This window comes from Streptomyces sp. NPDC058401 (genome assembly GCF_042722885.1).
GTDB lineage: Bacteria > Actinomycetota > Actinomycetes > Streptomycetales > Streptomycetaceae > Streptomyces.
Genome location: NZ_JBHXKA010000072.1, coordinates 26,432 through 39,873, shown reverse-complemented (window position 1 = coordinate 39,873; position 13,442 = coordinate 26,432). Strand labels below are relative to the sequence as shown.

General features: G+C 71.0%; 9 protein-coding genes. 4 read left to right on the top strand and 5 right to left on the bottom strand.

Features of this window, described 5'->3' with window-relative positions; genetic code table 11:
* Window positions 1–62: 62 nt before the first annotated feature.
* The 4 genes from ACFWNV_RS24785 to ACFWNV_RS24770 form a co-directional block, all read right to left on the bottom strand.
* Window positions 63–443: a hypothetical protein gene (locus ACFWNV_RS24785; RefSeq protein WP_383951005.1), complete on the bottom strand. Its 381-nt coding sequence runs from the start codon at window positions 441–443 to the stop codon at window positions 63–65.
* Window positions 444–451: 8 nt separating this feature from the next.
* Complete coding sequence (locus ACFWNV_RS24780; protein WP_383951002.1) at window positions 452–748, bottom strand: hypothetical protein; 297 nt, start codon at window positions 746–748, stop codon at window positions 452–454.
* Window positions 749–770: 22 nt separating this feature from the next.
* Window positions 771–7,112, bottom strand: coding sequence for an RHS repeat-associated core domain-containing protein (locus ACFWNV_RS24775; protein ID WP_383950999.1), 6,342 nt, complete (start codon window positions 7,110–7,112; stop codon window positions 771–773).
* 245 nt (window positions 7,113–7,357) lie between these two features.
* Window positions 7,358–7,756, bottom strand: a complete 399-nt coding sequence (locus ACFWNV_RS24770) for an ATP-binding protein (RefSeq protein ID WP_383950996.1) — start codon at window positions 7,754–7,756, stop codon at window positions 7,358–7,360.
* Between the two features lie 135 nt (window positions 7,757–7,891).
* Here ACFWNV_RS24770 and ACFWNV_RS24765 point away from each other — a divergent pair, with 135 nt between their 5' ends.
* Window positions 7,892–8,740 carry a Scr1 family TA system antitoxin-like transcriptional regulator gene (locus ACFWNV_RS24765; RefSeq protein ID WP_383950993.1) on the top strand — a complete coding sequence of 283 codons (849 nt, stop codon included), beginning with the start codon at window positions 7,892–7,894 and terminating at the stop codon, window positions 8,738–8,740.
* Window positions 8,700–8,960 (top strand): DUF397 domain-containing protein, encoded by a 261-nt coding sequence (locus tag ACFWNV_RS24760; RefSeq protein ID WP_383950990.1) that lies wholly within the window; start codon window positions 8,700–8,702, stop codon window positions 8,958–8,960. The genes ACFWNV_RS24765 and ACFWNV_RS24760 overlap by 41 nt, the downstream gene beginning before the upstream one ends.
* Before the next feature lie 19 nt (window positions 8,961–8,979).
* Here the strand turns inward: ACFWNV_RS24760 and ACFWNV_RS24755 are convergent, their stop codons facing one another.
* A complete protein-coding gene (locus ACFWNV_RS24755) occupies window positions 8,980–9,366 on the bottom strand; it encodes a hypothetical protein (RefSeq protein ID WP_383950987.1) in 387 nt (128 codons plus the stop codon).
* Window positions 9,367–9,700: 334 nt separating this feature from the next.
* Here ACFWNV_RS24755 and ACFWNV_RS24750 point away from each other — a divergent pair, with 334 nt between their 5' ends.
* Entirely contained in the window at window positions 9,701–11,671 is a 1,971-nt protein-coding gene (locus tag ACFWNV_RS24750; RefSeq protein WP_383950984.1) for a protein kinase, read from the top strand.
* A 99-nt stretch (window positions 11,672–11,770) separates the two neighbouring features.
* Entirely contained in the window at window positions 11,771–13,438 is a 1,668-nt protein-coding gene (locus ACFWNV_RS24745; RefSeq protein WP_383950981.1) for a hypothetical protein, read from the top strand.
* The last annotated feature ends 4 nt before the right edge of the window (window positions 13,439–13,442 follow it).

Sequence of the window (13,442 nt, the reverse complement as noted above, 5' to 3'; positions counted from 1 at the left end):
GGCCCGGGTTCCGAAGGGAATTCGGAACCCGGGCCGCCGGATGGTGTGCGGAGGCGAGGGGGTCAGGAGGCGGCGCCGGTCCCCGGGCCGCCCTCCGCGCGCTTCGCGGGATCCGTCCCGAGGACGGTGGCGGCCGGGGTCGCGTACAGCCCGACCGTGTGGTCCTCGTGGTACTCCCAGGTGTCCGGGTCACGCAGGGCCGCTTCGAGTTCGCGTCCCCGCAGCGGGGTTCCCCCGATGTACGCGGGGGGCTCGGGTGCCCGGAACGGTTCCAGGTAGCCCTGCGCCGCCCAGGACTCGACCAGCGGCAGGAACGCGGGCACGGCGCTGCGCCAGGCCTCCTCGTCCTCCGACTCGGTCCAGTCGGCGAGCAGCGCCCACAGAGAGGCGCCCTCGGACGCGTTGACGAGGAGGCATTCCTCCTCCGGGGTGAGCCAGTCCACGATTGTTCCTAGTTTTCCTCTTCTTCGTCGTCCTCCAGCTCTTCCTCCAATTCGTTGAACACGTCGATGAGGGTCTCGATGTTCTGGCCCAGGGGGCTGATCTCCCAGTCCGGGCCGAATCCCTTCGCCGTCAGCTCGTCGGAAAGGAAGTCGAGAATCCTTTCCAGGCCGTCTGCGGGCGGCGCGGAAGCGGACCGGGAGATGGCAGTCAACTCCTGCTGCTCTGCGGTGAGTTCCAGGAGGAAGTCGTACAGCCGCTCCGTTCCCGTGAACCAGCCCGGCCGGATTCCTTCTTGTCCGCTCATTTTCCGTGTTTCTCCACTACCGCTAGTGCATGTCCTTCGGGCGAGCCGACCGCTTGCCCGGATTCATTCCGCGTGACTTGCCGAATGCGGTGATGACCTTACCCGCGGCGTCCAGGACGACCGTGGCTTTCTTGTTGCCCTTGCCGACGAATTTCCAGGAGACGCCGCGCGCGTCTTCCGCCCGCGTCACGCTCTTGGGATCACGCACGGCGTCGACCATCTTCGAGATGTTGACGCCGCGCCCGTCATTGCGCTGGATCGACTGGTTCAGGCCGTGTTTGGTGTAGCCCGTGATCTTCTCCGGCTGTCCTTCCTGCACGGTCCGTCCGGCGTTGCCCGATCCGGAACTGCCCGAGCCGGACTTCGCGGACTGCCCGGACTTGGCAGCCGGTTTGGGCGCACTCGGTTTGCTGGACTGGGCCGTGCTCTTGGCCGGCGGGTTCTTCTTGGCAGCCGTGTTGGCCTTGGGCGCCTGCTTCTTCGCCGGCTGCTGCGCGGCCTTCTTCGCGGCCTGCTTCTTCGCGGCCTCGGCGGCGGCCTTCTTCGCGGCCTCCTTTTTGGCGGCCTCGGCGGCGGCCTTCTTGGCCGCCTCCTGCGCGGCCTTCTTGGCGGCCTCGGCGGCAGCCTTCTTCGCGGCTTCCGCGGCGGCCTTCTTGGCGGCCTCGGCGGCGGCCTTCTTCGCCGCCTCGATGGCTGCCCGCTTGGCGGCCTCGGCCGCTGCCCGCTTCGCCGCCTCGATGGCGATCCTGCGCGCGATCTCCTGTGCGATGCGCTGGGCGATCATCCGTGCGGCCATTCCGGCCAGCAGGGGGATCAGCTGACCGTCCGGGTCGCTGATGCTGACGGGGTTGTTGTTGGCGTACGCGTACCCGTTCAGCTGCTGGGGATCCTGGAAGTCGGCGACGGGGTCGACCGACAGGAACCGTCCTGCGGCGGGGTCGTAGGACCGGACCCCGAGCTGGGTCAGGCCGGTGGACTCATCCACCGTTCCGCCCACGAACCCCTTCTCGTTGGGCCAGTTGCCCGCCGCGCCGCCGCGGCTCTCACCGAACGGGCGGAAGGAACGGCGTGCGGAGTTCATGGCTCCGTCCGCGGTCACCGAGAGCGTGGTGGTCTCGTGGTGGTCCGAAGCGAAGTAGGCCACCTTGCCGTCGCCGGTGCGGCTGGCCACCTGGGTGTCGCCGTGGGTGTAGTGACGGGTGCCGGTGACCTCCGTGCCGCCCTTGGTGAGGGTGAGCTCCGTGTCGCCCAGGTACAGGGTGGTGCCGTCGGCGGTCTTGCGCAGCATCCGCTGGCCGGTCACGTCGTAGACGAACTCCGTGGTCCTGCCGGCCTCGGTGACCTTGGTGAGGTTGCCTTCGGCATCCCACGTCAGCTGCTGCTCCCGGCCTCCGACCTTGCGCAGGACGGTGTTGCCGGTGGCGTCGTAGCCGAACTCGTCCGAGCTGGTGCCGCCCGGGCCCGTGGTCTCGACCTTGCTCAGCGTGTTGGCCTGGGTGCCGCGCTCCTTGCCGGGCAGGTAGCTGTACGTGCGCTTCTCGTCGGCGCCGGCCTTGTCGACGGCGTGACGGGTCTGCCCTGCCCGGTTTCCGATCTTGTCGTAGGTGTACGAGTCCCAGTACGCCTCCACACCGCCCACGCTCTCGGCGGACGGGCCGGCGCCGCAGTCCTGCTTGGCGGTCCAGGCATCCCGCATCCGCCGGAGGTGGTCATAGGCGAAGCACTGGGTGTCCCGGACCTGGCCCTCCCGCAGCTCGTCGATCATGGTGACGTTGCCGATCGGGTCGTACGCGTAGCCGATCTCACTCAGGGTGCTCGCTCCGACCTCGCGGTCCACGAACGTCTTGTGGGTCCGGCGGGTGACGTCGTCGTAGGACTTCGTGTGCACCAGACGCTGGCCCGCGGCTCCCTGGAGGTACTGCTGGAGCTCACCGAAGGGGGTGTGCTTCGCGGAGGAGACGTACTGCTCCGCACCCTTGAGCGTGCTCTGCAGACCGGCGGCGTTGTAGCCGTAGGCCAGCTTCTCGGACGGGAGTCCACCGGCCGCCGGGAGCTGCACGGACGCCGTGGCACCCGTGGAGGTGTACTCCGTGGTGAACTCGTAGGTACCGGCCAGCTTGCCCTCGGAGGCGGGGACCGTGATCCGGTTCCCCTTGGGGCGGCCGCCCTCGTCGTAGCCCGTGACGGCGGTGGTGAAGGACTTGCCGTCGGCGATCCGGGTGGACTGGGTCAGCTCACCCTTGGACAGCGTGTCGTAGGTCCACTCGGCGGTCTTCCCGCCATCGGCGACCGCACCGGCGTACGTCGCGGTCCGGCGGCCGAGCTTGTCGTAGGCGAACGACATGGTCTGACCGCGCGCGTCCGTCGAGGACGTCGCCTGGTCACCGTCGTCGTACGTGTGCGTGGTCGGACCCCGGGACGGGTCGGTCTCCTTGACCTTGCGTCCGCGCAGGTCGTACTCGAAGGACCAGCGCTGGCCGACCGGGTTCGTCACCGACTCCAGGTCGCCACGCGGTGTGTAGGTGTAGCGCGTCGTGTCGTAGGAGCCGGCGGGCTGCTCGCCCTGGTACTGGCGCAGCTCGACGAGCCGGCCTTCGACATCGGTGATCGTCGTGGACGGAGCCTCGCCCTTGGGCGGGACCACGTGCTGGCGATCACCTTCGTAGGAGGTGGTGGTGCGCCACTGCTCCTTGCCCAGGCTGGCGAGCACGTCCGCGGTCTTGCGGCCCGCCCCGTCGTACTCGAAGCGCTGCTGGCGGATGACCTGGGTGTCGGGGACCGCCACCAGGCTGGTGGACGGGTTCGCCTTCTCCAGGTAGGGGCCGGATTCCTTCGCGACCTGGCCGAGGGAGTCGTAGTGCTGCTCGGTGACCACCCGGCCGGTCCGGGCGGCGGTGGTCTCGTTCAGGTCGGAGCGGGTGGCCTGGGTCTGGCGCTCGCGCAGCAGACCGTCGTAGAACTCGTGGAGGACGGTGTACTTCCCGTCGTCCTGGCGCGACTTGGTGGTCACGAGCGTGGGTCCGTCATTGCGGATCACGTACTCGAACATCGTGTCGGCCGGGTCGGTGCGGGTGCGCCCCGCGCCCCAGCTCCTGGTCACCCTGCCCAGGGCGTCGTACTCGGATTCGGTACGGCGCCCGTCCGCGTCGATCTCGGTGAGGGTCAGACCGCGGGCCGGGTCGATGAGTTCGGTCTCGGTGTGGCCGAGCGCGTTCGTCTCGACGACCTTGTTCGCGGCCTCGCCCGTGGCGGGGGTGTAGACCATCGTGGACTTGGCGCCCAGTACGTCGGTGGTCTCCACGCTGCGGCCGTAGACGTCGAAGGCCTCGGTGCCCGCGACGACGTACCGCGGTGCGCCGTCCTTGTACTCGCCGAGTTCCTCGGCCTTGGTGACGTCGCCCTTCGTCGGTGCCTCGCCGAAGGCCTTGCCGTCGTAGTACGAGCGGTCGTCCGACAGCACGTGCTGCGGGCGCTGCACGGTGGCGCCGCAGCCGACCGAGACGGTCTCCTCGCGGCTCACCGCGTCCACGAAGTGCGTGGCGGTGTTGCGGGCGTACTCGGTGCGGGTGCAGGTCTGGTCGCCGTCGTCGGCCAGGTCGCCGTGGTCCTCGACCTGGGTGACCAGGCCGTGGTCGTCGTAGGAGGTCTGGGTCTTGGTCCGGCGCCAGCTGCCGTCCGCGAGCGCGGTCCGGGAGTGCTCGACCGCGTTGTTGAACATGTACGAGGTCAGGGCGTCGGTGCCGGTGCGGGCACGGCTGGCGGTGGGGCCCTTGCGCCAGGACTCGTAGGACCGGGTGGAGAGGAGCGCCCCGCCGTCGCCGTTGTAGCTGAGGATCTCGCGGGTGGTGCCGGCGAGTTCGTTGTGGTCGGTGACGGTGTTGCCCTCGGAGTCGGCGACCGCCGACCGGCGGGTGCCGCCCGCGGCGAGCTTGTCGCCGTCCATGCCCCGGAGGAAGACGCTCTCGGTGAGGGACTTCTTGTCGAGGCCGTCACCGGTGCGGGTACGGACCTTCTCGTAGCCGCGCCACTGGTTCCAGGTGCGCTCCGAGTCCCGGGCGAATTCGGAGTTGTCGTAGCGCCAGGCGGGCTTCCCCACGTACTCGTAGCGCGAGACCATCGTCGGCGAACCGCCGACGAGGTCGTTCTCCAGCACCTCGGTGGTGACGTACTTGTGGAACCAGTCCTTCAGCGGCTTGGGCCGCCCGTCCGGACCGATCGGCTGGCCGGGCGCGGCCCAGAGGACCGGGAAGCAGCGCATGCCGTTGGAGTCGTCGGCGCCGGGCAGCACGTTGCCGCCGGCGGCGACCGAGCACTCGCGGGGCGAGTAGGTGACGCCGATCCGGCCGCCGGACTCGGTGTTGATCGCGTTGATCCGGTAGCGGATGAAGGGCGCCAGCCCCTCGAAGCCGTCCACGCGGTTCTCCAGCTGCTGACCGGAGAAGGTCACCTTCGGCAGCACGACGGAACCGCCGGCCTTGCCGGTGCGCTGGATCGACTCCAGCCACAGGCCGGGGGAGGTGCCGTCACCCGTGGTGGGGAAACTGTGCTCCAGGTCCCAGCGGTCCACGTCCTTGTACGCACCGGCCGTCAGGACCTGGGTGCTGACCGCGCTGATCCGCTTGCGCGTCCAGAAGCTGGGGGCGAACTGGTTCTTGCACTCCTTGCCGGGTGCGCAGTACTGGTCGACGGGTACGTCGGGCCAGTTCTTGGCGTTGGCCGGGAGGAACAGGGCGTCCGAGCAGTCCGCTCCGGGCAGGCAGCGCTCGGCGACGTCGAAGAGCACCTTGCCGGGGGCCTTGGCCGTGTAGATGCTGTCCGCGCGGTGGCCGTACTCGATCCGGTTCAGGTGGCCGGAGCGGGTGTACTCGACGCCCGCGGTCTTGCCGTTGGCTCCGTAGCGGTTGGTCTCCTTCGTGTAGAAGTAGGCCATCGCGTTGCCGTGGGTGTCCACGACGTGGTCGAGCTGCCAACGCCAGGCGTGCTGCTTGCCGCCGTCCTTGCCGTACAGCGGGACGGTGAAGGCGGACTCGGTGGTCGCCTTGCCCTCGGTCCAGCCGGGCAGCCGGTTCCGGCCGAAGAAGAACTGGGTGCCGTCGACCGTGGTCAGCTTCCAGTGCTTGCCCTCGGTGTCACCGTTGGCCGCGCCGGTCAGCAGCTCCACCTTGGAGCCGTCGTCCTTGGCGGGCTTCCAGATGCCGGTCGCGTCGTCGCGGACCAGCTCGGTGTTGTTGCCGTTGAGCGACAGGATCGCGTTCTCGGAGGCCTTGCACAGGTCCCCCTTGCTGTCCTTGGGGCCCACACCGGAGCCGGGGACCTCGGAGCACTGCTGGTAGCGGCGCTCGACGAAGCCGCCGGTCATCATCTCCCAGCCGTCGCCGACCTGGGAGGGCTGGTTGTTGCTGGCGGCGGTGCGGCCGTCGACGCTCTGGGCCGAGTAGTTCAGGCTCAGGTCGGGCGCGAGGTCGCCGGGACCGGCGGGCACCTCGACCGGATAGGTCCAGTTGAAGTCGCCGCTCGCGCCGCCCGCCTGCCAGTTGCCGCTGGGGGCCAGCGGGGTGGCCTTGAAGTCGCCCTTGTCGCCGGAGGCACCCGCCTCGGCGGCCAGTGCGACGGGCGCGCCGGCCGCGAGGCGGACCTCGGCGGAGAGCTTGTTGTTCGGCACGTCGTTCGTCACGCCCTCCAGGGGCGTGGGTACGCGGCATTCGGCCTTGTCCGGCGTGGTCAGCGCGCAGCCGGGCAGCTGGACGAGGCGCAGCCGGGAGGCCCAGTCCGCGCCGAAGGCGTTGCGGAAGGCCGAGTAGTCGAGGCCGACGGATATCCGTTCGGGCGCGGTGGCATCGGCGGCCGCGGCGAGGGAGGGTGCGGCGACCTTGGGCCCGCCCGCGGGGGTGACGCCGATCAGCAGCCCCCGGACACCGGCCTTGCCGGTGGCCTTGCGGTCCTTGACGGAGACCTCGAACCGCTGGTCCACGGCCGGCGCCGCGGCCGACCGGGCCGCGCCCTTCGGGCCGGCCGAGCCGGCGGCGGTGGAGCCGGCCGGTGCGAGGGTGAGCGGCAGGCCGCCGACGGCCTGCGGCGTCGGGGCCGCGGACCGCCTCAGCAGGCTCCCGCCCGCGCCCGGGATCTCGACCTGGGCCGTACCGCCCTCGGGCCAGGCGGACTCGGGGGCCTTCTTCAGCTCCGTCCCCGCCGTCCCGCTCTTGGGCGGGGCGGTGACCGGGACGGACCGGCCGTCCATCACGGGTTCGGTCTGGGTGCCCCGCACCTTGAACCGCTCGGCCGCTTCGGCCTCCGCGGGTACCGCCACGACGATCATGGATCCGCACACGGCCATGGCGATGCCCTGGGCGGTGCGGCGAATCATCTTTGGCCAAGTCCACACATCAGTGGAACTCCAATGAGGTGTCCTCATTGGAGGCTTTTGCGCTGTCACGCGTATTTCCCCCATGCAAGTGATGCAGTCAGTGGACTCAGGCATTTCGGCCGGTCCACTGAGGGAGAATAGAGTAAACAGACGATAAAATTAAACCCATGGACCGGCAATGCCGCCTTGGTGCGCTTGACGCGACCGAAGTCTGGGTCTCGAAGGGTGAGTTGATGGCGTACCAACTACTGGTCGGTACGGGGCGAGGTCGGAGCCTCGGGGGGTCGGGCGTCGCACTCGAACCACACCGTCTTCCCGGTGAGCTCCGGATCCGTGCCCCAGCGGTCGGTGACCGCCGCCACCAGCAGCAGGCCGCGACCGCCCTCGCCGAGCTCCCCGGAGTCGGGCGCCGGTCGTGGGGGCGATGGGCAGCCGTCCGTGACCTCCACGCGCAGCCCGGCCGGCTGTCGCAGGATGAGGACCACGCAGCCCCGTCCGGGGACGTGGCGCACGACGTTGGCGACCAGCTCGGTGAGTGCGAGCTCCGCGGCGTCGGCCAGGGCGTCGAGCTCCCACTGCGTGAGGAACATCCGCAGGATGCGGCGCATATGGCGGGCCGAATGGTCACCGACGGTGAAGCCCATGCGGTAACTGTCGTCAATTCCTGCTGATGAATGACCAGTTGCGAGATTCATGACATCAGAGTGAAGCGACGTCGTTACGCTCGGCTATGGACCGAAACGAACTCCGCACGGTGTGAACTTGGGGGTGACCGCTCCATGGTCAACATCCGCAGTCTCGACCCCAGCGCTTCTCCGCTGGACTACTACGGCTCAGAACTGCGCCGCCTGCGGGAGGCCGCCGGGCTGAAACAGGGGCAGTTGGGAGACATCGTATTCTGCGCGGCCTCGCTGATCGGCCAGATCGAGACAGCGAGGAAGGTCCCGACCCGGGACTTCTCGGAACGGATCGACGCGGCGCTGGGCACGGGCGGGGTGTTCTCCCGGCTGGTGGGGTTGGTGCTGCGCAGCCAACTGCCCGCGTGGTTCCAGGCGTACGCGGAGATGGAGGCGAAGGCGGCGTACATCTCCACCTTCCAGGCCCAGCTGATCTACGGACTGCTCCAGACAGAGGCGTACGCGCGGGCCGTGCTCGGCGTACGGCACGAGAAGGGCCTCGACGCGCAGGTGGCCGCCCGAATGGAGCGGCAGCGGATCCTGGAGCGCGAGCACCCGCCGCTGATGTGGGTAGTGCTGAGCGAGGCGACCTTGCACCAGGAGGTCGGCGGCCGGGAGGTGATGCGGGACCAACTCGCGCACCTGCTGGGACTGCGGGACCGGGAGTGGGTGCGGGTGCAGATCCTGCCCTTCGAGGCGGGCGCGCACGCCGGGCAGATGGGCTCGTTTACCCTCCTGCGCTTCGAGGATGACCCGGACATCGTCTACACCGAGGACTTCGTCCAGGGGCACATGACGGCCAATCCGGCAGCCCTCAGGGAGGGTTCGCTCCGTTACGATCACCTGCAGGCCGCCGCGCTCTCCGTGGAGAAGTCGGCGGAACTGATCGCCTGCGTAATGGAGGAACGCTATGGACACCATCCAGAACCTGACCGGAGCGCAGTGGCGTAAGTCCTCGTACAGCGGTGACACCGGTGGCGAGTGCGTCGAGTGCGCCCCCCTCGGCGCAGCCGCCTGGCGCAAGGCCTCGTACAGCGGCGACACCGGCGGCGACTGCGTAGAGATCGCCCCCCAGCCCTGCCGCATCGCCGTCCGGGACTCGAAAGTCCCCGACGGCCCCGTCTTCACCGTCGCCCCCGCCGCCTTCGCGGAGTTCGTCCGCGGGCTCTGAGCGACAGAGCGGCGACCGGTCAGCGTGCTCGGCTGCTCAGGACGCAGTTCGGGTAGTCGTTGTCCGGATCGCCGGTGGCGGTCCAGAGTTTCAGGGCCTTGCCCTGCCTCAGGGCTGCGTAGGAGTCGGGCTTCCGCTCCATCTCGGGGTGGGCCCCGCTGTAGCCCACGGCGTGCGCGGTGTTGAAGGAAACGGTGAGGAAGCTCTGCTCCTCGTTGGAGCTCTGCTTCCAGGTGCCCGTTCCGGACCAGGTCAGACTGTCGTACCAGTCGACGGCGACGCAGACCTCGTCGGCGAGGAACGTGCCGTCCCGGCTCAGCGAGAGGGTGCCGCCGTCGGCGTCGACCCAGGTGGTCGCGAGCGCGGCCGGCTCCAGGATGACCGGGTCGCCTTCAGGTGGAGGCATGACGGTGAACCTGCCGCAGGCCGTCAGGGCGAGGGATGCGGCGAGCAAGGTCAGCGTCGCGGTACGACAGGAACGCGGCACACTCCACCCCCGGAGAGTTCCGCGGGCCGCGTGCGCGACCGATGGGCTCAAGAACTCATGTCGCACCCTCGCATAGACATTGAACGCGTTCAAGTCGCCGTCGTCCGCCTTGCGGACCCCTTCATTCCGTCCGTGTTCTTCTCGCCCGTCCGGCCTCGCCTTCGGGGCTCGAACGAACTGGCCCTAACCTGAGGTGAGTTCGACGGGGTGGACCGGACGGCCGCCCGTAGGGGAGCACCGGGGGACGGGCAGCATGGGCAGCGGCAGTGATGACAACGTCGACGGCGGCATAAAGCCGCTCGCGGCCGGGGACCCGAGCCGGATCGGGCCGTACCTGCTCCTCGGGCGGCTCGGCGCGGGCGGGATGGGCCGGGTGTTCCTGGCCCGCTCCGAGGGCGGGCGCACCGTTGCGGTGAAGGTGGTGCACGAGGAGCACGTGGCCGACGCGCAGTTCCGGGCCCGGTTCCGCCGCGAGATCGACGCCGCCCGGAAGGTCGGCGAGCGGTACACCGCACCCGTCCTGGACGCGGACCCCGACGCCGACCGGCCCTGGGTGGCCACCGGATACGTACCCGGGCTCTCGCTGGAGCAGATCGTGCGCCGGTACGGCCCCCTGCCCGTGGAGTCCGTACACGCACTCGCGGACGGGCTGCTGCACGCGCTGAAGGACATCCACACCGCGGGGATCGTGCACCGCGACCTCAAGCCGTCGAACGTGATGCTGACCGTCGAGGGCAGCCGGGTCATCGACTTCGGGATCTCGCGCGCCCTGGAGACCTCCGTCGAATCGCTGCTCACCAGCACCGGCATGGTCGTCGGCTCGCCCGGGTTCATGTCGCCCGAGCAGGTGCGCGGGCAGCGGGCCGGGGCGAAGAGCGACGTGTTCACGCTCGGCTGCGTCCTGATGTACGCGGCCACGGGCGAACTGCCCTTCGGGCACGGGGCCAGCAACCAGCACGCGGTGATGTTCCAGATCGTGGAGGGCGAACCGAACCTGGAGCGGGTGGCGGACGCCCCGCTGCGCGCGCTGATCGGCCGCTGCCTGGTCAAGGGCGTGGAGGAACGGCCGGGCGTGGACGAGCTGCTCGCGGACCCGGAGCGGGTCCTCCCGGCGGCGCCCGGCGGGGCGTGGCTGCCGCCCGGGGTGGTGGAACGGCTGGCCCGGCAGGCGGCGCGGCTGCTCGACGCGGAGGCGGTGCCACCGGCCGAGGCGCCCGTACCCGTGCCCGTACCCGTGCCCGAGCCGCCGGCCCCCGACCGGGCGACGCTCGGGCTGCGCCCGGAGGCGGGAGCGGCGGGGGAGTCCGGCGAGCAGGTCGTGGAGGCGGTGGAAGGCGCCGGCCCGGCCACCGGCCCGGCCACCGGCGGCGGTGCGGCGCAGCGCGAACCACGCAGGGCGCGGCGGCGGTTGACGATCGCCGTGCCGGTGGTCCTCGTCCTCACCGTCGGCGGGGGCACGGTGGTCCTGCTCCAGCCGTTCGGCGGCGACGGCCGCGGGGTGCTCGCCACGCCCCCGGCGAGCAGTGCGCCCGTGACGCCCGGCGCCTCCGCCGGCTCCCCTTCGGCGCCGAGCGGTTCACCGGCCCCCGGCACCCCGAACGCGGAGAGCCCCCAGGCTCCCCAGAACCCGACCGCACCGGTGCCGGACGGCGGCCAGGCCGCAGCCGGGCAGGGCGCGGCGGCGGGCGTGGCGGCGGGCGCGGGAACCCCCGGCGGGGGCGCCGGCACCCCGGGCGGCAGCAGCGCGACCCAGGGCGGCGGCGGCCCCGCCGCCGGAGGCACCGGTACGGGCGCCACCCCGGGAGGCGCGGGCTCCCCGAGCGGCGGCGGCTCCCCGAGCGGCGGTTCTCCCAGCGGCGGCGGCTCGCCCGGCGGCGGCTCCGGCGGCGGCGACGCGGTGCCCGCGTACTTCGCCGGGACCTGGACCTACAAGGCCGACCTCAACATCGGCCAGCCGGGCACGGTGATCATCACCAAGTCCGGGTCGGTCCGCCTGATCAGCGAGACCCAGTTGGGCCACTGCGAGCACATCGCCAAGGTGACCTCCCTGGCCTCCGGCGGCACCCGGATCAACATCGGCTCGGCGGCCGTGGACAAGTCCAAGTCCACCAGCCAGTTCTGCGAGGTCCTCGACCCCTCCTTCTTCACCAAGAGCCTGCCGGCCGGCCTCCAGCACAACGTGGGCCCCTCGCACGGCGATGGCTACTACTACGAGCGCTCCTGATCCGGTGCGGTGTCCGTGCGGCGCCCGTCCGGCACCCGGCCGGTTTCCGCCCTCCGGCGGCCGGAACGCCCGGTGTCGAAGCCGCCCGCCCCTGCGAGCATGGATGCCGTTGCACACGCGGGGGCGGGGTGGGGCATGGGGTGGGGGATCGTCGGCTGGATCGTCCTGATGCTGTCGGTGCACGGCAGCAATGCCGGGCTCGCCGACTTCATCTTCTGGGTCGGTGCGATCGGGTTCGGGGCCGCGTACTGGAACAAGAAGGCGCCGGAGCGGGAGAAGAGGGCGATAGCCGAAAGGCATGCGGTGCTCCGCCGCGATCACCTGGAGCAGACCCGCAGGCGCGACGAGCGGCAGGCCGAGCTGACCCGCAGGCGCGACGAGCTGCAGGCCGAGGTGGACGTCTGGCGGGCGGGCGGCCGGGCACGGCGGCCCCCGCAGGACGATAACCGCCACCTGCCCGGTCCGGCCGGCAGCCGCAGGGTCGCAGGCCGCTCCGAGCACATCGCCCTGCGTCCGGTGACCCTGCGCAGCGGGCGGACGCTGGCGCTGCCGGACGCGGCCCAGGGCCGGCAGCTGCTGGGGGAGACGCTCACCGACCTGACCCGGGCCGTGGCCGGTGAGGCCCGGCGACTCGTCCGCGAACTGGAAGGGCTGCCGGACGGGGGATGCGAACCGGGCCGTTTCCGGCGGCCCGGCGGAGAGCTGGGCTGGGAGCCGACCGAGGCGGGCTCGCGGCTCACGCCCGCGGCGGCGGCCTGGGTCCTCCGGGCTCTCGCCTGGTCGACCGCCCGGCAGAGGCTGTTCAAGGTGCTGGACCCGTCGGTGGTCGAGCTGGGACCCGTCGAGACGGCGGCCCGGGAAGCCGCCCGCATGCTGGACGGCCCGAGCCGGTTCTACGCCTTCCCGGGGCCGCAGCACCTTCCGGTGCTCCCGGAGGGGAAATGGACCGAGCTGCTGGCAGCCCTGCGGGACGGCCTGCGCCGCGCGGCGCAGGGCCTCGGCTCCCGCCCGCCGTTCGAACCGGCCGGGCTGCTGCGGCCGCCCCAGGACGCCCGGTTCGCGGCGGACGTCGCGCCTTCGGCGGTCGACGAGCGGCTGACCGAGTTCCTGCTGGACCGCACCCGGCGGTTCGCCCGGCTGGCCGCGGGGACCGTGCCCTTGGAGCAGTCCGACTGGGAGCTCGGCGGCGGGCTCCTGGACGGCTTCCTGACCACCGAGGTCGCCGCCCGCTTCCGCCGGACGACCAAAGGGGCCGAGGCCGTCGCCCGCTGGCCGCAGAACGCGGTCACCGCCGACGTCCGCCGGCGCCTGCACCTCGCCTACCTGGCCATCACGTTGAACTACCTGACGGAGGTTTCGTTTCAGATGCAGGAGTACACCAACCGGTCCGGCATGGGCGAACCCAGCCGGCCGGTCACCATCCACGGCAACGTCGGCGCGGTGAACATCGCCGACACCATCCAGTTCATCGGCTCGAACGTCGCGGCGATCATGGAGCGCGGCGACGACCGCTCGGCGGCGGCGATCGACGCCCTCAACGCGGCGATCCAGCAGGAGACGGCCCTCTCCGACCAGCAGCGGGCGGAGCTCCTGGACAACCTCGCGGATGTCTCCGCGGCCGCCGCCAACCCGGACGAGCGCCCGCTGCGCACCAGGGCCCGGCTCGCACTGAGCGCCATCGCCAACGCGGGTACGGCGATCGGCGCGACCTCGCCGATCGCCCAGGCCATCACCGACTGGCAGCACGTGTACACCGGCCTGTTCTGACCGG